We start from the raw sequence: 19,432 nt of genomic DNA, 5'->3' as shown, positions 1-19,432 counted from the left end.
TGGACCGCGTCTACGCGCAATTGCTGTCCCGGGCCCCGGAGAACAAGATGGAGCCGCGCATGGCTCCGATGTTCCGGGCCATGGAGATCCTCGGCGAGCCCAACAAGGCCTGCCCGGTCATCCACATCACCGGCACCAACGGCAAGACCTCGACCGCACGCATGATCGAATCGCTGCTGATGGCGCACGATCTGCGCACCGGCCGCTACTCCTCGCCGCACCTGATTTCGGTCACCGAGCGCATCGCCATTGACGGTGCACCGGTGGATGACGAGACCTTCGTGCGCGTATGGGATGAGATCAGCCCGTTCCTTGAAATTGTGGACGCCGAGCTCGTCGAGCGCGGGGAAAACAAGCTGACCTACTTCGAGGCTGTCACCATCCTCGCTTTCGCGGTCTTCGCCGAGGTCCCGGTGGATGTCGTGGTGCTCGAAGTGGGACTGGGCGGCATCACCGATGCCACCAACGTGGCCGATGGCGACGTTTCGGTGATCACCCCGATTTCGCTGGACCACACCGACCTGCTCGGGGACACCCCGGGGGAGATCGCCGAGGAGAAGGTCGGCATCCTCAAGCCCGGAGGCTACCTGGTCTCCTCGGTGCAGCCGGTGGACGCGGCCGACGTGCTGCTGTCCCGCGCCCGCGAGCTCGACGTGCCGGCGGCCTTCGACACCCTGGACTTCAAGCTCATCGAACGCCAGCACGGCGTGGGCGGTCAGCTGCTGTCCATCCAGGGCCAGGCCGCCCGCTACGACGAGATCTTCCTGCCGCTGTTCGGCGCCCACCAGGCGCAGAACGCCACCGTGGCCCTGGCCGCGGTGGAGGCATTCCTCGGCGGCGGACAGCGCGAGCTGAACGCCGACCTGGTCCGCGACGGCTTCGCCGCGGCGACGAGCCCGGGCCGGCTGGAACTGCTGCGTGCGGCCCCGAGCATCCTGGTGGATGCCGGGCACAACCCGGACGGCATCCGCGTCACCGCGGAAGCGATCAAGGAGTCCTTCGGCTTCACCCGCCTGGTGCTGATGGTCGGCATCCTGCAGGAAAAGGACGCCGAGGCGATGCTCTACACCCTGCGCGAGGAATACGGGGACATGGTCGAGGACATCTGCATCACCCAGTCCTCCTCGCCACGGGCCATTCCCGCCGGCGAGCTGTCGACCCTGGCCATCGATGCCGGCTGGCCGGAAGCGGACATCCACGTCACCGAAAACCTGGAAGATGCCATCGAGTGGTCGGTTGGCCGCGCGGAGGCAGGCAACGACCTGTCCGGCGGAGTGCTGGTCACCGGTTCGATTACACTGGTGGGCGAGATTTCACTATTGCTCAAGGGAGGCAAGCCCTAATGGCCAAACTCACCCGTGCCCAGCGCGAGTGGCGACCTGGGATGAAGAAGAAGCAGCGCTCCACGAAGATGATGTTCGCATCAACCGTGCTGGTCTGCGAGGCGCTGCTGGCGGTGTTCGTCACCCTCGCAGCCTTCGGGCTCAAGCGCGGCGAACCCGCAGTGGTGCTCAGCCTCGGCGCTGCCGTGGCGCTGCTGTGCATCTTCAACTGCGCCCTGCTGGGCAAGAAGATCGGCTACATCATCGGCTGGATCCTGCAGGTAGTGTTCTTCCTGAGCGGCTTCATCCTGGTGGACATGTTCTACCTGGCCGCGGCGTTTGCCCTGTGCTGGTGGTTTGCGCTGTCCAAGGGCGGGGAAATCGACGTAGAGAACAAGCGCCGTGCCGCCGCCCAGGAAGCCTGGGAAAAAGCCAACCCCGAGCAAGCCTAAGATTCCAAGAAGTACATCAACGATACGAAGAGGTAGTCACATGACTGAACGTACCCTGATCCTGGTCAAGCCAGATGGCGTCAAGCGCGGCCTGACCGGACAGATCCTTGCCCGCATTGAAGCCAAGGGCTACACCATTGCCAAGCTGCAGCAGCTGGAAGCTACGCGAGAGCTGCTCGCCGAGCACTATGCAGAGCACGAAGGCAAGCCGTTCTACGAGCCGCTGGTGGAGTTCATGCTCTCCGGTCCAGTGGTGGCGATCGTGGCTGAAGGCCAGAGTGTCATTGCAGGCTTCCGTTCGCTGGCCGGCACCACTGACCCGACCACCGCAGCCCCAGGCACCATCCGTGGCGACTTCGGCCGCGACTGGGGCCTGAAGGTGCAGCAGAACCTGGTCCACGGCTCGGACTCCGTTGAGTCCGCAGAGCGCGAGATCGGCATCTGGTTCGGCAAGTAAGCCGATACGCAAAAATCCCGGCAGCCATGGGCTGCCGGGATTTTTGATCCCTGAAAGCGGAACCTAGAACCAGTCATCCAAACTGTCCTGGGCGAGCGCGGACGGTTGCTGTACCAAACTTCCGGACGCCTGCGCGGCCGAGTCCAGTGGCAGCTGCTCCGCGGCACCGATCTTGACCACCTGATGGCGGTCGGCGATCGGGCCGACGGTCAGCGAAAAATACTTATCTGCTCCGTCATTGCTGGATTCCAGCACGTGGATACCTCCCTGTCTTCAGTACGCGTTAGCGCATTGATTGCGGGCGAAGCATGGCGCGGAATTCTCCCTGTTGGGGAAAACTAAAGACATGCAGCAAAACTTCTCAAGGTGCTTGCGCATCCCGCGTCGCTCCACTTCCATCACTTCAGTCACATTAAACACAGAAACAACACGCACGGCAACGCGGGATTAGCCATCCACGCTCTGCTCGCAGCGTGAAAACCCTGGGAATTCAGGGCTGGGAGGGTGCGTGAACTCCTTGAGAATTATTTGGAAATAATTCGAACGACAGCATTAAGTGGCGTAAGGATGGGGCGCCCCTGCAATGCAGGAGCGCCCCCAGTAGCGACAATTACGCAGAATCCCGAGGGGATTCCACCTGCTGTTCCGTGTGCTTCTCCTTGGCTTGGAGCTTTTCGATAGCCGCGTCCTCTTCGCTGATTTCAACTTCGGACTTGATGTCTTCACTGGCTTCAGCCACCGCATCGGACTTGTCGCGCCCGGTCCACACCTTGATCACCGCCCACGCTGCCGCAACCAGCGGCACCGCAAGGACGGCGCCAACGATGCCAGCCAGGACGGTGCCAGCGGTCAGCGCCATCAAGACGACCAGCGCATGCAGGCTCAGGGCATTGGCCATGACGACCGGCTGGAGGAAATTGCCCTCCAGCTGATTCACCAAGATCACCGCGGCAAGCACGATTAGCGCAATCACTGGACCGTTGGTCACCAGGGCGATCAGCGTGGCCAGGATACCGGCAACCGTAGCACCGACCATCGGGACGAAGGATCCGAGGAAGACGATGACACCTAGCGGGATGGCCAAGGGCACCTGCACGATCAGCAGTGTTGCGGTGATGCCCAAGGCATCTACCGCGGCCACGGTGGCAGTACCGCGGATGTAGCCGCCGAAGGTGCGCAGGGCCCGATCGCCGGAGAGAATCCACTTGTTGCGGTAGTGGCGTGGAGTCCACGACACGGCAAAGGCCCAGATCTTGTCTCCGTCCTTCAGGAAGAAGAACAGGATCACGAGAAGCAGGATCAAGCCAGTGACGAAGCTGCCGGCGGCGCTCAGCGTGTTCAATGCACCGGTGCCGAATTGGGAACTGGTCAAGAATCCGGTGACTGTTTCAACGACGCTATCGATCTGGCTCTGGTCGATGTTGAACGGCATCGTGCCGATGAAGCCCTGGACCATCTCATTGAGCTGGTTGAAACCCTCGACAGCTTGGTCAACGAGCTTTGGCCACTCCCTGATGACCGAGAAGACCAGGCCGGTGCCGATGCCTCCTAGGATCAAGAGCGAACCGAGGAATACGATCCATGCTGCCAGCATCGGTGAAACGATTTTGCGCAGTTTGACGACCAGTGGCCATAGCGCGCAGGAAATGATGACGGCCAGCAGTGTCGGGATCACGATCATGGTCAAGCGGAGCATGCCGATGATGAGGAATGTTGCCAGCGCGCCAACGATCAATAGCTGCGCGCTGCGGATGCCCAGTCGGCCCAGCAAGTCGGTCCACAAGCTGGTGACTGTGAATTCTGGTTTGGCGTCCTTGGCCGGAACGCGATGGTGCTCGGCAGGTGTCGGCTTGTCATCTTGAGACTGGTTCTTCGACAACGCGGCGAGCCTGACCTTACGGAAAAAAGCCATAGTCGCTCCTTGTAGCTGGTTCTGATAGCTCTAACAATAGGCTAACGACTTGACAAGGTTCCGGGGCAACACCGCTAGACTGATTATTTAGTGTTGGCTAGGCCAATGGAACCTGCTTCTGCACCATTATGCCGAAGATTCCTGCATCTGTTGGCTGATTTTCCAAGCGGTCTGGAGGCAAGCTCGTGCAAAGCAACGGGGCCGCGCGCTGCGCGGCCCCGTTGCTTTCAAATCTTGTTCGCTGCCTCTCCGGGCTATTTGGCGCTGAAGTATTCCTTGGCCAGCAGCCCCATGATGATCTTGTCGTGGAACGAGCCGTCGTGGAATCCTGCTTGGCGCACCCTGCCCTCTTCACGGAATCCTGCGCGGTTGAAGGTGCGTAGCGCGCGCTCGTTGTATGCCCAGACGTTCAGGCCGATGCGGTTCAACCCCATTTCGCGGAAGCCGTAATCGATGATCATCTTGATGGCCATTGTGCCGTAGCCCTGGCCAACATTGGATCCGCCGATCATGATCATCAGCTCGGCAGAACGCGCTGGAGCGTTGTATTCGTACAATGCTGTGTGCCCAATCAGCGTATCGTCGGGAAGCGTGATCGACAGTCCAACGCCGTCGGTGGTGCCCCGGTTGATGCTCCGGGACTTGAAGAGTTCTGCGGCCTCGGTGACCGGGTGGGGAAGTACCAGGTTGCCTTGCAAGGCCATGAACTCCGGACTGTTCCACCATTGGGTGAGGAATGCAAGATCTTCCTCTTGTAGTTCACGCAGCCGAATGTCTTCGGAAATTAGCAGATTAATTCCGTAGTCTTGGGCATTTTCTGTGTTCCATATGTCACTTGCCATGCATCCAATCTACCGGGTCTAGCTGAGCGGTGCCCGGAAAATCGTTGTTGGCGAACCCGTGCAAGCGCCGCCATGTGTCCTAGAGTCGCTGGTCGCAGAGGGAATTGGGGTTCCTTTGCGCATTGGCACGCCGGGGGCAACAAATAGTGGTACAAGGTCTGGACATGACCTATTTGGCGGGGGTGGTGGGGCGGAATGCCGGGAACAGCACTGCGGGGCCGTCACCGAAGTGGCGGCCCCGCAGGTACGTGAGGAGATCTGGGGTTGTTCTAGCCGAAGAAGGCGTGCGGGAAACGCAGGACGACCGATGCGGCGAGGAGCACCCAGATGATAGCGGTGATGATCCAGCTCCACTCGCTGAAGAACTTCTTCACGCCGGGGCCTGCGGGAATCACGCCGGTGAGCACATTGCGTGCGGTAGTGAAGACGAACAATGGAATCGTCATGACCCAGACGACCATGCAGTATGGGCACAGTGCATTGATTTCGTAGAGGGCCTGGGACCAGAACCAGATCACCAAGCCCATGGCCGCCGTTACGCCCAGCTGGAAGCACAGCCAGAACCAGCGCTTTAGGTTGCTTGCGCCGGCAAGCAGGGCGAAGCCGATCGTGATTACCACTGCGAAACAGACAATCCCGAAAAAGGGGTTGGGGAAACCGAAAATGCCTGCTTGCTCGGATTTCATCACGGTGCCACAAGAGATCCAGGGATTAACATCGCAACTGGTGATGTAGTCGGGGTTCTTGTAGAGCTCCAAGCGTTCCAGAACCAGGATTCCGGCGGCGAGCCAAGAGACCAACCCGGTAACGATGATGAACAGACCGAAGCCGCGTGCCTTAGCCCACCAGGGCAACACGCCCGAGCTGCGGCTATTTTCTAGTGATGAAACCATGTTTTGACTATTCCATAAGTTCATAGGAAAGCGGGTAATTCCGCCGTGGGCTTTTTCATCCTAGGAAGCGTTTCTGTGCAACAGGTGAGAAGCAATGAACAAGGCGTGAACGAAATATGAGAGAATGTAAATGGTTGTTCGCGGATCCACAGTCTGCTTTCAACCCGACGACAGACTTTTGAAACGACAGATCGACAGGCGATGCATCGCTTCGGTTGAGTGCCCAATATGTGCGCCTCCCGAGGGAATACCGCGGATCGTAGGGCTGCAAAGGAAAGCAGCCGGTTTTCTTAGGCCACGTTGATCCGCAGGATTTGCGCATGGTTCAGAATTTTGGACCTGCGTTGAACCCGCGGAAAATAGCGAGCTTTTGTGTCCGGCCTACTGGAAGTCAGGTAGGCCAAGCGACACGTGATGATTGTAGTTTCAGCGACGGCGCCGTCTGTGGAGGATGCCGAAGCGGGACATAGTAGGAGTACGCGAATTTAAATGAGCGCAGCAAATCAACGAAAGGGTGGAGCGCAAGGTAATAAGCGGGGCAACCGTTCAACTCGAGCCCGCCGTACCAGTGTTTCAACCACGCCTGCGCGGCCACTGCGTCGCGCCATGACCTTGGCCGAGCTCAATGCCGCTGCCGGTGTCGAGGAAAGCCCATACCGTTGGCGGGCCACCCGCCGCACCCAGGTTTCCACGCCTGATTCCACCAAGCGGGCCAGCCGCCAAGCAGAACGCCGTGCCCAGGCCGCACGCGATACCACCAACGATGAGGCCGTCGAGCTCGCCGCAGCCAAGCATGAGGACGCACAGGCGCAGAACGCCGAAGCAGCCGAAGCCGCCGCAGAATCCGCCGAGCAGGGAGCTGCCCCGGTGGAAGAGGCGAACGACGTTGACCAGACCGGCATGCTCCTGGCCGAACACGGCAGCAGCATGATCCTCAATCCGTTTGCCGTGCCGGAAACCGCCCAGGCTGTGCTGGCCGCCGCCGTCGCGAAGAAGCAGGAACCTGCCCGCCGCGCCGCTGCCTCGAATTCCGCTGAAGACGCCGATTCAGACGACGTGACCTCGCGTCGCCGTCGTCGCCGCCGCCGTGGCGACGTGGATCTAGAGCTCGAAGGCGGCTCGCAGGATGATCCGCCGAACACCGTCACCCGCGTACGTGCTCCGCGTGGAAGCATCGAGAGCCACAGCTCGGTCAACAACAAGGTCGCCTCGGTGCGCGGTTCCACCCGTCTGGAAGCCAAACGCCAGCGCCGCCGCGAATCGCGCGAAACCGGACGCCGCCGCCAGGTGATTACCGAAGCCGAGTTCCTGGCCCGCCGCGAGTCCGTCGAGCGCAAGATGATCGTGCGCCAGCGCGAAGACCGCATCCAGATCGGCGTGCTCGAAGACGGCGTGCTCGCAGAGCACTTCGTCTCCAAGACCCAGCAGGATTCGCTGATCGGCAACGTGTACGTCGGCAAGGTGCAGAATGTGCTGCCCTCCATGGAAGCCGCTTTCGTGGATATCGGACGCGGCCGCAACGCCGTGCTGTACGCAGGCGAAGTCAACTGGGATGTGGCAGCGCTCGAAGGCGCGCCACGCCGCATCGAGAACGCATTGAAGGCCGGCGACTCGGTGCTTGTCCAGGTCACCAAGGACCCGGTAGGCCACAAGGGTGCCCGCCTGACCAGCCAGATCTCGCTGCCGGGCCGCTACCTGGTCTACGTGCCGGGCGGTTCGATGACCGGCATCTCGCGCAAGCTGCCCGATGTTGAGCGCCAGCGCCTGAAGAAGATCCTCAAGGACCACCTGCCGGAAAACGCTGGCGTCATCGTGCGCACCGCCGCCGAAGGTGCCTCCGAGGAAGAGCTGACCAACGATATCAACCGGCTGCGCGCGCAGTGGGAAGGCATCGAGGAACAGGCGAACTCCACCAAGACTCTGGCTCCGGAACTTCTGTACTCGGAACCGGACTTGACCATCAAGGTAGTCCGCGACGTCTTCAACGAGGACTTCACCAAGCTGATCGTCTCGGGCGAGCACGCCTGGGACACCATCGAGGCATATGTCATGTACGTGGCCCCGGACCTGATGGGACGCCTGGAGAAGTGGGAAGCCGAAGAGGACATCTTCGCCAACTTCCGCGTGGACGAGCAGATCGCCAAGGCACTGGACCGCAAGGTCTTCCTGCCTTCGGGCGGCTCGCTGGTCATCGACCGCACCGAGGCGATGACTGTCATCGACGTCAACACCGGCAAGTTCACCGGTTCGGGCGGCAACCTCGAAGAGACCGTGACCAAGAACAACTTGGAAGCGGCCGAGGAAGTCGTGCGCCAGCTGCGCCTGCGCGACATCGGCGGCATCATCGTCATCGACTTCATCGACATGGTGCTTGAGTCGAACCGCGACTTGGTGCTGCGCCGCCTGGTCGAGTGCCTGGGCCGCGACCGGACCAAGCACCAGGTGGCCGAAGTGACCTCGCTGGGCCTGGTGCAGATGACCCGCAAGCGCATGGGCACCGGACTGCTCGAAGTCTTCGGCGAAGAGTGCGAGCACTGCGCTGGTGCTGGCGTCATCACCCACGACGAGCCGGTCGAATCGCGCAAGTCCTTCAACTCGCATGGCGAAGCGCATGGCAAGAAGTTCAACGACAAGCCAAGCCGCAATTCCCGCCGCCGTCGCGGCGGCGAGAAGGACGAGCAGAAGCCGGTTGAGAAGCAGGACCAGGCAGCAGGGGAGAAGGACGAAGCCACGCGCAACGCCCTGGCCAGCATCGCCGCCGCCTCGCACCTTGACGGCCCTGCTGATAACGCAGTGAGCATCGAGGGCGAGCAGATTCCGGTGACGAAGTCCGTGGTCCCCGCACAGGCCACCGAAGCTTCGGTGACCATGGAGGCCCTGGAAGCCGCCTTGCCTGGCAAGGAAGAGTCCAGCGAAGAGCACGATGGCAGCCGCAAGCCGCGCCGCCGTTCGCGCTCCCGCGGACGCAACCGCAACCAGGCCGAGGAAAGCGCTTCGACCAACGAGGACGCACAGGCCAGCCAGGAACAGCAAGCTGCTCCTGAACCTGTTGCTGCCCCGAAGTCCGAAGAGCAGCCGCGCAAGCGTTCGCGCCGTGCCTCGCGTCCGCAGGATTCGGCGCAGCAGGACCAGCCGGTGCTTACCGGCCTGGCCATGCCAGCTGCCAGTGCTCCTGCCGCTGCAACTGCACCTGCACCTGCTTCAGCTCCGGCTGCCGCCACGGCAACCCCGCAGATTTCCACGAAGCCAAAGCGCCGCAGTCGTCGGGCCACCTCGGTCCAGGGCAATGCGACGGCAGAGGTCCTCGTGGCAGAGGTATCCGCCGCTACCGGTTCGGTAGTCCAGATGGATGCCTCCGGTTCGAAGAAGGAAAAACCAGCTGAGCCTGCCGGGAATCCGGTCATGCTCGGAGTGGGTGTTCCGGTACGCGAACTGAAATAGATGAACTTGATCACGCTTCCCACGCTGGGACAGTTTGTATTTGCTCCAGCGGTGGGGACTAGCGTAATCTAGTTGATCGGTGCTAAACGCCAAGATCACGGACTTTTGGTCCGCTCGGCGTCAAGGCACAAGCGCATGAGATCCCCGGATCGCATCCACTATGTGGGTGTTCGGGTCGATATCTGCGCCGGTAAGACAATAAACGTCGAGTAGAAGTGAGTACCCACGTGGTGTACGCAATTGTCCGCGCAGGCGGCCACCAGGAGAAGGTTTCCGTAGGAGACCTCATCACCGTTGACCGTCTTCAGGCTGCCCTGGGCAGCTCCATCGAGCTTCCAGCTTTGCTGTTGGTAGATGGCGAGAAGGTAACTTCCGCAGCTGCCGATCTGGCTAAGGTCAAGGTCACCGCTGAGGTTGTAGAAAACCTTCGCGGCGAGAAGATCGTTATCCAGAAGTACAAGAACAAGACCGGTTACAAGAAGCGCCAGGGCTTCCGTGCCGCTCTGACCAAGGTCAAGGTCACCTCGATCGCCTAATTCAGGCAATCGTAGAATCCATTTTTTGTAGCGAAAGAGGCTAAAAGGCATGGCACATAAGAAAGGTGCGAGTTCCACTCGCAACGGTCGCGATTCCAACGCACAGTACCTAGGCGTAAAGCGCTACGGTGGTCAGGAAGTCAAGGCAGGCGAAATCATCGTTCGCCAGCGTGGCACCCACTTCCACCCAGGCGCCGGCGTAGGCCGTGGCAAGGATGACACCCTGTTCGCATTGGCTGCTGGCGCAGTCGAGTTCGGCACCCGTCGTGGTCGCCGCGTGGTGAACATTGTGGCTGCTGCCTAATTCAGGTATCAGGCAAATTTTTTAGTACACAAGGGGTGGGCCGATTTCGGTCCGCCCCTTGCGTGCATAGTTAGACTTTTAAGCGAGTATCCCTCGCAACCCCGTACTAGGAGTAGATGGCCCCGTGGCTGCATTCGTTGATCGCGTAACCCTTCATGTCACCGCAGGTAATGGTGGCCACGGTTGTGTGTCCATCAAGCGTGAGAAGTTCAAGCCGCTTGGCGGTCCCGACGGCGGCAACGGAGGCAAGGGCGGAGACATCATCCTGCGCGTCGACCCCCAGGTCACCACGCTGCTGGACTTCCACCATCTGCCGCACCGCAAGGCCGGCAACGGAGAACCGGGCAAGGGCAGCCTGCACCCGGGCAAGAGCGGCGAGGATCTGGTCCTCGGCGTACCTGCCGGCACCGTCATCAAGACCAAGGACGGCGACATCCTCGGCGACCTGGTCAATCCGGGCGACGAATACATCGCAGCCATCGGCGGCATGGGCGGCCTGGGCAACGCAGCCATCGCCTCGGATAAGCGCAAGGCCCCGGGCTTCGCATTGCTGGGCATCCCTGGCACCAGCCAGGACATCGTCCTGGAACTGAAGTCCATGGCCGATATCGCCCTCGTGGGCTACCCCTCGGCCGGCAAGTCCTCGCTGATCGCCGCCCTGTCCGCGGCTCGCCCGAAGATCGCCGACTACCCCTTCACCACGCTGGTGCCCAACCTGGGAGTGGTCGAAGCCGGCGAAACCCGCTTCACCGTCGCCGACGTGCCCGGCCTGATCCCGGGCGCTTCCGAAGGCAAGGGGCTGGGCCACGAGTTCCTGCGCCACGTCGAGCGCTGCGCGGCGATCGTGCACGTGCTGGACTGCGCCTCGCTGGAATCGGACCGCGACCCGATCAGCGACCTGGAGATCATCGAGTCGGAGCTAGCCAACTACGAGGCCGATTCCACCTTCGCCGGCACCGATGGCACCATCGTGCCGCTGATCGACCGCCCGAAGCTGATCGCACTGAACAAGGTCGACATGCCGGACGGCGCTGACATGGCCGAATTCGTTCGCCCGGAATTGGAGAAGCGCGGCTACCGCGTCTTCGAGATCTCCGCGCTCTCGCGTAATGGATTACGCGATCTGTCCTTCGCTATGGCTGAATTGGTAGAGCAGGCCCGTGCCGAACAGGTGGTTGAAGCCCCTGTCGTCGAGGTGCCTGTGATCCGTCCGCGCGCAGCCAAGCGCGTCGAATTCACCATCCGCCGCGAGGAGCAGAACCTTGAGCCGATGTGGCGGGTGATTGGCGAGAAGCCGGAACGCTGGATCATGCAGACCGACTTCCGCAACGATGAAGCCGTAGGCTACCTGGCCGACCGCCTGGCCAAGCTGGGCGTCGAGACCCAGCTGTTCAAGTCGGGTGCCAAGCCGGGCGACGCGGTGATCATCGGCGCGGAGGACGACGCAGTGGTCTTCGACTGGGAGCCGACCATGGCTGCCGGCGCCGAACTGCTCGGCGGTAGCCGGCGCGGCGAGGATATCCGCCTCGAGGACCGCGGCGATCGCAAGACCCGCGAGGAGAAGCGTGCAGAGAACGACGAGCGCAAGGCCGCCAAGGCGGCCGCCCGCGCCGAGCTGGAAGCCGAACGCAAGGCCGGCATCTGGACCGAATCCGTGGACGCCAAGTACGGACGCAAAACTGCTGAACCAAAGGCAAACCAGGAGGAAAATTAAAGTATGAGTGAAAGCGCCACTAAGACAATTTCAGCCATTACCTCGCCCCACCAGCTGCCGCAAGCCAAGCGGCTGGTCATCAAAGTGGGATCCAGCTCGTTGACCACGGTCAGCGGCGGGATATCACACGAACGGCTGAAGTTCCTGGTGGACACGCTCGCTGAAACCTTGCGCAACGGAACCGAGGTCATCCTCGTTTCCTCCGGCGCGATCGCCGCCGGCCTGGCCCCGCTCGGGTTGGCCAAGCGTCCCAAGGACCTGGCCACCCAGCAGGCCGCCGCCGCCGTCGGCCAGGGCCTGCTGCTGGCGCAGTACACCCAGCTGTTCGACGAGTACGACCAGCGCGTGGGCCAGGTGCTGCTGACCGCCGATGACCTGATGCGCCGCTCGTCCTACACCAACGCGCTGCGTTCCCTGGTCCGCCTGCTGAACCTGGGCGTGCTGCCCATCGTGAACGAAAATGACGCGGTAGCCACCCGCGAAATCCGCTTCGGCGACAACGACCGGCTCGCCTCGCTGGTAGCCCACCTGGTCAAGGCCGACGCACTGCTGCTCTTCTCCGACGTGGACTCCGTCTACGACGCTCACCCGGACGACGGCGGCAGCCGCATCACCACCATCGAGCACCCCGACGAGCTCGAAGCCGTGGACCTGGGCACCCCGGGTGCGGCCGGGGTGGGCACCGGCGGCATGATCACCAAGGTCGACGCCGCGACCCTCAGCTCCTCGGCAGGCATCCCGACGCTGGTGACCAGCACCGACAATGCGGCCAAGGCGCTGCGCGGAGAGGACGTGGGCACCTGGTTCGCCGCCCGCAACTCCCGGCGCTCGGCCCGCGACGTCTGGCTCGCCTACCTGGCCAACATCGAAGGCAAGCTGATCCTGGATGCCGGCGCGGTCAAGGCCATCGCCAGCGGCACCAACTCGCTGCTGGCCGCCGGCATCACCGCGGTGCGCGGGGAATTCGAAGCCGGCGACGCCGTCGAAATCTGCGATGCGAAGGGCGCTCCATTCGCCCGCGGGCTGGTGAATTTCGACTCCCACGAACTGCCCGACATGCTGGGTCACAGCACCACAGAGCTGGTGGAAGAACTCGGCGCAGGTTACGACAAGTCGGTAGTGCATGTCGATGATCTGGCTTTGATCGAACCCATTTTCTAGAATGAGGAGCATGAGTATGGACGCCGTAAACACCGAAGCAACGACCACCGACGTCACCACCTCGGTCCATCAGCTGGCCGATCGCGCACGCCGCGCCTCGCGGATCCTCAAGCGCGCCAACCGCGATTGGAAAGACCGTGCCCTGGCCGCCATGGCCGCGCGCATCGACGAGAACCGCTCGATGATCCTGCGCGCCAACGAGCAGGACTTGGCCTCGGGCCGCGCCAATGGCACCTCCGAAGCCCTGCTTGACCGGCTGAAGCTCGATGGCCCGCGCATCGACGGCCTGATCGCCGCGCTGCATGAGCTCGCCGGGCTGCCCGACCCGGTAGGCCGCGTGGTGCGCGGCGAAACCCTGCCCAACGGCCTGCGCATGCGCCAGGTCAACGTGCCGCTGGGCGTCATCGGCACCATCTACGAAGCCCGTCCCAACGTCACCGTGGACATTGCCGGCCTGGCGCTGAAGAGCGGCAACGCCGTGCTGCTGCGTGGCGGCTCGGCCGCGCTGAACTCCAACCAGGCGCTGGTCGCGGTGATCCGCGACGCGCTGGAGTCTGTCTCCCTGCCGCGAGACATCGTGATCTCGGTCGACGAGTTCGGCCGTGCCGGCGCCGACGCCATGATGGGCGCGCGCGGAAAGATCGACGTGCTCATCCCGCGCGGCGGCCGCGAGCTGATCCAGCGCGTGGTCACCACCGCCAAGGTCCCGGTCATCGAAACCGGCGAAGGCAATGTGCACATCTTCCTCGACGCGAGCGCCGACGAGGAAATGGCGGTGGACATCCTGCTCAACGCGAAGACTCACCGTCCCAGCGTCTGCAACACCGTGGAAACCCTGCTGGTCCACAAGGACGCGGCAGCCGCCCCGGCAGTGCTGCAGGCCCTGTCCGCGGCTGGCGTGAGATTGCACACGGACGATCGTGCCGCCGCACTGGTTCCGCAGCTGCAGACCATCCCCGCGGGGGAGGAGGACTGGGGCAACGAGTACCTGGACCTGGACATCGCGGTGAAGGTCGTCGACGGCATGGACCAGGCCCTGGAGCACATCCGCGCCTACTCCACCGGACACACCGAGGCGATTGTAACCTCTTCGCTGGCCTCCTCCGAGCAGTTCGTCGCGGAGATCGACTCGGCCGCCGTGATCGTCAACGCCTCCACCCGGTTCACCGACGGCGGGCAGCTTGGCCTGGGCGCCGAAGTGGGCATCTCGACCCAGAAGATGCACGCCCGCGGCCCGATGGGCCTGGCCGAACTGACCACGACCAAGTGGATCGTCCAAGGCGACGGACATATCCGGAAATAGTTTCTGACCGCCCTTTTCGGTACGATGTAGAAGAAACGTACCGTTACTTTTCGAGCCGCTGCTCCATCCGCCCAGGCTGGTGGCACAGCGGGCTCGTGAAAACGACTGGAGAATTATCTTGAACGCGCTGATTTTGGCTTCCGAAGCCGCTTCCACCGGCATGGACCCTCACACTTTCGCTGTGATCATCGGTGGTGGCATCTTCGCAGCACTGATGATCCTGCTGTTGATCACCGTGTCCTACACCAACGTAGGCAACCGCCACGACGCCAAGCCTGAGCCAGAGGACACCCACCGCCAGTTCAAGACTCACGTACCGCATAGCCACTAGTCTTGGCGGAGCAAAAGCCTCAAGACCGCCCATTGCGCCTCGGCGTGATGGGCGGTACTTTTGACCCCATCCACAATGGCCACTTGGTCGCCGCCAGCGAGGTAGCTGCCGAATACGACCTGGATGAGGTTGTTTTCGTACCCACCGGCCAACCATGGCAGAAGGCCGATCGCCAAGTCACCAGCGCCGAGCACCGCTACCTGATGACGGTGATCGCCACCGCGTCGAACCCGCGCTTCACCGTAAGCCGCGTCGACATCGACCGCCAAGGCGCCACCTACACGCGCGACACCTTGCTCGATCTGCGTGCCCTGCGCCCGGACGCGGAGCTGTTCTTCATTACCGGTGCCGACGCGATGAGCCAGATCATGAGCTGGCGCGACATCGACCAGGTCTTCGACCTCGCCCACTTCGTTGGCGTGAGCCGTCCCGGTTACGTCATCGCTGATCTGGGCCGAGACAACGTCTCGCAATTGGAGATTCCCGCTCTGGCAATTTCCTCCACCGATTGCCGGGAACGTGTCGCCGCAGATAAGCCGGTTTGGTATCTGGTGCCGGACGGTGTGGTGCAGTACATTGCAAAATATGGGCTGTATACCGAGTCGTAACCTCACATAGGGTGGGGTAACACGGCATAATCTCTAGGTAAGGGTGACGGTATTTGTCTATGCGGTCGGGAGAAGTATCAGGATGAGCGATAACTCGCAGCCGGTTTCAAGCAGGCGAGCTCTGCGCGAAAAACGACGTGCTGAGATGGAAGCATTGCTGGCCAGCAGCAAGGCCGAACAAGAAGCCAAGGAACTCGCGTCGAAGGACAGAGCCGAGGATTCGGCGAAGCCAGCGAAAAGCGACGCGGCCCCGCAAGCCAAGCCGGCACCCGAGGCAGAGCCTGCAAAATCGGCGCCGGCCAAGGAGCAGGCACCCAAGCGTGCCGCCAAGGAGTCCGGCGGCAAGCCGGAAGCGGCCAAGCCTGCCCCGCAGGCACCTGCCGCCAACGCCGCTCAGGCCAAGCCGCAAGCGGCGAAGCCTGCCCCGCAGGCACCTGCCGCCAACGCCGCTCAGGCCAAGCCGCAAGCGGCGAAGCCTGCCCCGCAGGCACCTGCCGCCAACGCCGCTCAGGCCAAGCCGCAAGCGGCGAAGCCTGCTCCGGCCAAGGCCCCCAGCGCCAAGCCCGCAGCCAAGCCGGCTGGTGCACCGCAGGCCGAAGAACCTCTGGGTGAGCGCGCATCGCTGCGCCGTGCCCGCGACCGTGAGGCATTGCGCGAGCGTCGCCGTCTTGAAGAAGAAGTCGGCGCGCTGACCACCAACATTCCAACCGTTGCCCCGGCCGAGGAACCGAAGCCGCTGACCCGCCGCCAGCTGCGCCTGCAGGCGTTGGCTGATCAGGGCAAGGCCGAGCAGGAACCCGCCGACGCGAAGAAGCCTGCGCCAAAGGACGATGCCCCGGAGACTACCGTCATGAGCGTCGAGCAGGCGTTGGCCGCCCGCCGCGCCCACGCGCCCAAGGCTCCGGTTGATCCGAACCTGCTGGGGGAGGACGACTCCGAGATCGACCTCGAGGTTCTCGCCCACCAGCGTGAAATGGCAGCCCGCGCAGCCATCATTTCCCGCCGTGCCGCGGAGCGCGAACGCCTGCGCGTGCAGAACGCCAACCAGGGCAAGGACGACCAGGCTTCCGACCCGTTCACCGGCGCTATGGGCAACATCCGAGAGGTCGAGGACCGTATCGCAAAGACCGGCGTGCAGGGCCCGAAGACGCAGAGCGTCTCGCTGGACTTCACCGCAGGATCCAAGAAGGACGAAGCGGCACCAGCAGCCAAGAAGCCGATGGCCATGCCAGCACCCAAGCCGGAGGCGAAGACTGCAGCGAAGCCGGCGCCCAAGGCCCCGGCTAAGCCGGCTCCCAAGCCAGCGGCTAAGGCTCCGGCCAAGCCTGCGCCCAAGGCCCCAGCCAAGCCCGTTGCAAAACCGGCAGCCAAGCCAGCGCCGGAGGCGCCGGCCAAGCCCAATCCGAAGGCCGAGCAACCAGCTGCTGACGTCGACATGCCACGCATCGACGCGGTCAACGCGCAGGGTCTGCAGCCGCTTGACGTGCAGGCCCACGGTCTTCGCCGAGCCAACAACATGCTGATCGCGATGATCGTCGCCCTCAGTGTGGGCGGTGCCGCGTTGGTCGCAGGCCTGATCATGTTGCTTGGCAACTAGTTTTCGTAGGACAATTAGGTTCTCGATCTACACCTCTATAAGGAGACACTCCACTCAATGGGAGCACACGCAGAATCAATCGCCCTCGTGAAGGTCGCCGCGCATGCGGCTTCCGAAAAGCTGGCAGAAAACATGGTCGCGCTGGATGTTGCCGACCGCCTGGGCGTCACCGACGCTTTCTTGATTGTTTCTGGTGGGTCAGAACCTCAGGTGAACGCGATCGTCGACGAAATCGTTGCCGAGGTGCTCGACAAGTACAGCATGCGCCCGATCCGCCGCGAAGGCTTCGGCCTGGGCCGCTGGGTACTACTGGACTACGGCGACGTAGTCGTCCACGTCCAGCACCAGGAAGACCGCATCTTCTACGCGCTCGAACGCCTTTGGGCCGACTGCCCAGTGATCGAGCTGCCTGCTGAAAACCCTGAAAACCAGAAGTAGCCGTCAATTTGCATCCTGATCAGGTAGTCATCTATGATGATGGAGTTGCCTGATCAGGGTAGCAATCCTTTTGGGGGTATGGCGCAGTTGGTAGCGCGTCTGCATGGCATGCAGAAGGTCAGGGGTTCGAATCCCCTTACCTCCACAAATTAAAATCCTGCGATTCGGCTCGGGCCGATCGCAGGATTTTTCTTTTCCACAGTCAGGCCGAGCCCGCCTTTGTATGCCCTGGATTCGGCGCAAGCTGTATCCATGACCACCGAGACCGCCAAAGCACTGCAACAGCTCGCTGAAGCCTTCGAGCTCATCGGCGCAGCCACCGCTGTGCTTGGTGCGGGCAATATTCCCGCCGGTCATGCTGCCTGCTACGCCAAATTAATCGAGCGTATCGCCCAGCAAACGTCCCGGGCCCAGATTCGCGCGGCGCACGCGCTGCGCCGCACCGGGGCCCACAAGCTCGACCAGTCTTCCTTCCAGGCTATCGAAGAAGCCACTGAGCACCCGACGCTGCAGAACATCGAAGATGCAGCCGGCTGCACCATTACCGGCCGGACCCACTTCAGGAACACGCGTGGAATGATGCGCGACTGGCTGGATATCCCGCTGGGCACCGCCAGCGAACGGCTCATCCTTGCTGACTGCTTGCTTGGCGGCGTCGATGAGGCAGGACTGCCGACGCCCCCGTGGCTGCCCCAGCTTGCGACCGAGTTCAATGATCCTGCGTCAGACCCACGTCTGGTCATTGCTGCCAGCAAGAAACTGCATTCGGCACGCAAGGACCTGGGCGAGGGGGAGGCCGGTCAGGCCAAGAAGGCGCAGCTTGAACGAGATTCCTTGACATTCATGCATGCAGAGCCCAAATCGGCCCGAAAGCATATCAGCGACTTGGTGGCGCAGGTGAAGGCCGGTAAGCGTTCGATCAAGGCACTGCTGGAAAGCATCGGAATCTTCAAAAAGGGACTTCGCCATGGCCTCATCGAATATGTGGTGAAGGCGTTGCCTTCCCAAGCAGCCTATATCGAGGCGTTCTTCGCCTCGCTGGACAACCCGGCGACCGTGGCGGGCAACCGCGAGGGCTTGAAGGATGCCGAAGCGCAATTCACGGGAGAAGAAGCCCGCGATTGGGACGATAAGCAGTCCATGCCCGATTGGGCTCAAGATCATGCCGAAGGCACCGATTCCGATGACGACGACGCACAAGCGGACACCGAGGCACCCGATGCCACGGACCCAGACGATGCAACAGGTGCCGAAACCGCGAATGAGCATGAAACTACGGAACACCAGCAGGAACCAGGCACCGAATCGGCCCCTTGGGAAGATCTGAAACCTGAACGCCGGAGGCTTATCGGGTTCATGGCACTGCTGATGAGCGATCGAACGGCAAGCCCGCCGGACAAGCAACCGGGACTAGCCACTCCGCAGGTGAGCATCATCCTGAATTACGAGCGGATGCTGGCACAGGCATCTGATTTCGCGGTCACTTCTTCGGGAATTCAGCTATCGCCGGGCGAAGCCAGGGCAGCGTTGTGTCATGCGGGGATCTATCCTGTGGTGTTGAACGGCAAGAGCCTGCCTCTCGACTTGGGCCGGACGCAACGGTTGTACTCCAAGGCCCAACGCCGGGCGATACGGGCAGCCTACCGCGGCTGTTCCTATCCGGGGTGCAGCATGCCTGCCGAACGGTGCGAACTCGATCATCTGGACGCCTGGGAACAGGGCGGACGCACGGATATCAAGAATGCGGCCTTGAGTTGCGTAATCCATCACACGGCCCGTCATTGCGGACTGTTCCATGCGGTGAAGATCCCGCAAAGCAGACCCATGGTGCTGCTTTCACCCGAATTGGATCCCGAGCAGAAATTGCGAATCAATACCTATTTCATGACACCGGCAGAGGCGTTGGAAGCTGAAGCGTTGGCCGATGAGACCACGGCCCAGTGGCGTGCCGGAAAGCTGGATGCAGAAATCGTCGACCCCTAGGCTTCGGCCGCCAAGAATCGGCAGTCGAAAAGCCGGAGAACTGATCAACGCCGAAATGCGTTCGCGACTTGCCATACTTGAATGAACGAAGATCATTCAGGAGCAAAATGTCACGAGTTCAACGCCGGGCAGCGAACG

General features: G+C 62.2%; 18 protein-coding genes and 1 tRNA gene. 15 read left to right on the top strand and 4 right to left on the bottom strand.

Going from position 1 to position 19,432, the window contains the following annotated elements:
- Window positions 1-47: 47 nt before the first annotated feature.
- The 3 genes from JOE62_RS10295 to ndk are packed head-to-tail and all read left to right on the top strand — an operon-like array spanning window position 48 to window position 2,231.
- Window positions 48-1,343 carry a bifunctional folylpolyglutamate synthase/dihydrofolate synthase gene (locus JOE62_RS10295; protein WP_239543749.1) on the top strand — a complete coding sequence of 432 codons (1,296 nt, stop codon included), beginning with the start codon at window positions 48-50 and terminating at the stop codon, window positions 1,341-1,343.
- The gene (locus JOE62_RS10290) at window positions 1,343-1,774 is read left to right on the top strand and encodes a DUF4233 domain-containing protein (RefSeq protein WP_128470200.1); all 432 of its coding nucleotides are present in this window, start codon (window positions 1,343-1,345) and stop codon (window positions 1,772-1,774) included. The genes JOE62_RS10295 and JOE62_RS10290 overlap by 1 nt, the downstream gene beginning before the upstream one ends.
- Before the next feature lie 40 nt (window positions 1,775-1,814).
- Window positions 1,815-2,231 (top strand): nucleoside-diphosphate kinase, encoded by a 417-nt coding sequence (gene ndk / locus JOE62_RS10285; RefSeq protein ID WP_038990838.1) that lies wholly within the window; start codon window positions 1,815-1,817, stop codon window positions 2,229-2,231.
- 63 nt (window positions 2,232-2,294) lie between these two features.
- On the opposite strand, the gene JOE62_RS10280 is transcribed toward ndk, so the two are convergent.
- The 4 genes from JOE62_RS10280 to JOE62_RS10265 all read right to left on the bottom strand — a co-directional run bounded on the left by JOE62_RS10280 (window position 2,295) and on the right by JOE62_RS10265 (window position 5,878).
- Window positions 2,295-2,486 carry a hypothetical protein gene (locus tag JOE62_RS10280; RefSeq protein ID WP_204722284.1) on the bottom strand — a complete coding sequence of 64 codons (192 nt, stop codon included), beginning with the start codon at window positions 2,484-2,486 and terminating at the stop codon, window positions 2,295-2,297.
- Window positions 2,487-2,841: 355 nt separating this feature from the next.
- The gene (locus tag JOE62_RS10275) at window positions 2,842-4,143 is read right to left on the bottom strand and encodes an AI-2E family transporter (RefSeq protein ID WP_204722283.1); all 1,302 of its coding nucleotides are present in this window, start codon (window positions 4,141-4,143) and stop codon (window positions 2,842-2,844) included.
- A gap of 254 nt (window positions 4,144-4,397) precedes the next feature.
- Window positions 4,398-4,985: a GNAT family N-acetyltransferase gene (locus tag JOE62_RS10270; protein WP_204722282.1), complete on the bottom strand. Its 588-nt coding sequence runs from the start codon at window positions 4,983-4,985 to the stop codon at window positions 4,398-4,400.
- Between the two features lie 269 nt (window positions 4,986-5,254).
- The gene (locus tag JOE62_RS10265; RefSeq protein WP_204722281.1) at window positions 5,255-5,878 is read right to left on the bottom strand and encodes a vitamin K epoxide reductase family protein; all 624 of its coding nucleotides are present in this window, start codon (window positions 5,876-5,878) and stop codon (window positions 5,255-5,257) included.
- A gap of 606 nt (window positions 5,879-6,484) precedes the next feature.
- On the opposite strand from JOE62_RS10265, the gene JOE62_RS10260 reads away from it, so the two are divergent.
- The 12 genes from JOE62_RS10260 to JOE62_RS10205 all read left to right on the top strand — a co-directional run bounded on the left by JOE62_RS10260 (window position 6,485) and on the right by JOE62_RS10205 (window position 19,294).
- Window positions 6,485-9,319, top strand: a complete 2,835-nt coding sequence (locus JOE62_RS10260; RefSeq protein WP_204722280.1) for an Rne/Rng family ribonuclease — start codon at window positions 6,485-6,487, stop codon at window positions 9,317-9,319.
- A 227-nt stretch (window positions 9,320-9,546) separates the two neighbouring features.
- Window positions 9,547-9,855 carry a 50S ribosomal protein L21 gene (rplU, locus tag JOE62_RS10255; RefSeq protein ID WP_204723275.1) on the top strand — a complete coding sequence of 103 codons (309 nt, stop codon included), beginning with the start codon at window positions 9,547-9,549 and terminating at the stop codon, window positions 9,853-9,855.
- A 49-nt stretch (window positions 9,856-9,904) separates the two neighbouring features.
- A complete protein-coding gene (gene rpmA / locus JOE62_RS10250; protein WP_013349162.1) occupies window positions 9,905-10,159 on the top strand; it encodes a 50S ribosomal protein L27 in 255 nt (84 codons plus the stop codon).
- Between the two features lie 124 nt (window positions 10,160-10,283).
- The gene (gene obgE / locus JOE62_RS10245) at window positions 10,284-11,873 is read left to right on the top strand and encodes a GTPase ObgE (protein WP_204722279.1); all 1,590 of its coding nucleotides are present in this window, start codon (window positions 10,284-10,286) and stop codon (window positions 11,871-11,873) included.
- Window positions 11,874-11,876: 3 nt separating this feature from the next.
- A complete protein-coding gene (gene proB, locus JOE62_RS10240; protein ID WP_204722278.1) occupies window positions 11,877-13,034 on the top strand; it encodes a glutamate 5-kinase in 1,158 nt (385 codons plus the stop codon).
- 16 nt (window positions 13,035-13,050) lie between these two features.
- Window positions 13,051-14,337, top strand: a complete 1,287-nt coding sequence (locus JOE62_RS10235) for a glutamate-5-semialdehyde dehydrogenase (RefSeq protein ID WP_204723274.1) — start codon at window positions 13,051-13,053, stop codon at window positions 14,335-14,337.
- Window positions 14,338-14,455: 118 nt separating this feature from the next.
- Window positions 14,456-14,668: a hypothetical protein gene (locus JOE62_RS10230; RefSeq protein ID WP_038990848.1), complete on the top strand. Its 213-nt coding sequence runs from the start codon at window positions 14,456-14,458 to the stop codon at window positions 14,666-14,668.
- Window positions 14,669-14,670: 2 nt separating this feature from the next.
- Window positions 14,671-15,276, top strand: coding sequence for a nicotinate-nucleotide adenylyltransferase (nadD, locus tag JOE62_RS10225; protein ID WP_204722277.1), 606 nt, complete (start codon window positions 14,671-14,673; stop codon window positions 15,274-15,276).
- An 82-nt stretch (window positions 15,277-15,358) separates the two neighbouring features.
- The gene (locus tag JOE62_RS16540; RefSeq protein WP_204722276.1) at window positions 15,359-16,873 is read left to right on the top strand and encodes a hypothetical protein; all 1,515 of its coding nucleotides are present in this window, start codon (window positions 15,359-15,361) and stop codon (window positions 16,871-16,873) included.
- Window positions 16,874-16,930: 57 nt separating this feature from the next.
- Window positions 16,931-17,311 (top strand): ribosome silencing factor, encoded by a 381-nt coding sequence (gene rsfS, locus JOE62_RS10215; protein WP_121866901.1) that lies wholly within the window; start codon window positions 16,931-16,933, stop codon window positions 17,309-17,311.
- A gap of 72 nt (window positions 17,312-17,383) precedes the next feature.
- Window positions 17,384-17,456 (top strand) — tRNA-Ala (locus JOE62_RS10210).
- A gap of 107 nt (window positions 17,457-17,563) precedes the next feature.
- On the top strand, window positions 17,564-19,294 hold the full coding sequence (locus tag JOE62_RS10205) for an HNH endonuclease signature motif containing protein (RefSeq protein WP_204722275.1): 1,731 nt from the start codon (window positions 17,564-17,566) through the stop codon (window positions 19,292-19,294).
- Window positions 19,295-19,432: the final 138 nt, after the last annotated feature.

It is taken from the genome of Glutamicibacter nicotianae (assembly GCF_016907615.1).
Classification (GTDB): domain Bacteria; phylum Actinomycetota; class Actinomycetes; order Actinomycetales; family Micrococcaceae; genus Glutamicibacter; species Glutamicibacter nicotianae.
This window is presented reverse-complemented; position numbering and strand designations above follow the sequence as displayed.

Bases quoted from the DNA above. Each gene is read 5' to 3' on its own strand.
- JOE62_RS10260 (WP_204722280.1), top strand. From the start codon at position 6,485: ATGACCTTGGCCGAGCTCAATGCCGCTGCCGGTGTCGAGGAAAGCCCA.
- JOE62_RS10290 (WP_128470200.1), top strand. From the start codon at position 1,343: ATGGCCAAACTCACCCGTGCCCAGCGCGAGTGGCGACCTGGGATGAAG.
- ndk (WP_038990838.1), top strand. From the start codon at position 1,815: ATGACTGAACGTACCCTGATCCTGGTCAAGCCAGATGGCGTCAAGCGC.
- JOE62_RS10265 (WP_204722281.1), bottom strand. From the start codon at position 5,878: ATGGTTTCATCACTAGAAAATAGCCGCAGCTCGGGCGTGTTGCCCTGG.
- rsfS (WP_121866901.1), top strand. From the start codon at position 16,931: ATGGGAGCACACGCAGAATCAATCGCCCTCGTGAAGGTCGCCGCGCAT.
- rpmA (WP_013349162.1), top strand. From the start codon at position 9,905: ATGGCACATAAGAAAGGTGCGAGTTCCACTCGCAACGGTCGCGATTCC.
- JOE62_RS10270 (WP_204722282.1), bottom strand. From the start codon at position 4,985: ATGGCAAGTGACATATGGAACACAGAAAATGCCCAAGACTACGGAATT.
- JOE62_RS16540 (WP_204722276.1), top strand. From the start codon at position 15,359: ATGAGCGATAACTCGCAGCCGGTTTCAAGCAGGCGAGCTCTGCGCGAA.
- JOE62_RS10235 (WP_204723274.1), top strand. From the start codon at position 13,051: ATGGACGCCGTAAACACCGAAGCAACGACCACCGACGTCACCACCTCG.
- proB (WP_204722278.1), top strand. From the start codon at position 11,877: ATGAGTGAAAGCGCCACTAAGACAATTTCAGCCATTACCTCGCCCCAC.
- JOE62_RS10205 (WP_204722275.1), top strand. From the start codon at position 17,564: ATGACCACCGAGACCGCCAAAGCACTGCAACAGCTCGCTGAAGCCTTC.
- JOE62_RS10275 (WP_204722283.1), bottom strand. From the start codon at position 4,143: ATGGCTTTTTTCCGTAAGGTCAGGCTCGCCGCGTTGTCGAAGAACCAG.
- JOE62_RS10295 (WP_239543749.1), top strand. From the start codon at position 48: ATGGAGCCGCGCATGGCTCCGATGTTCCGGGCCATGGAGATCCTCGGC.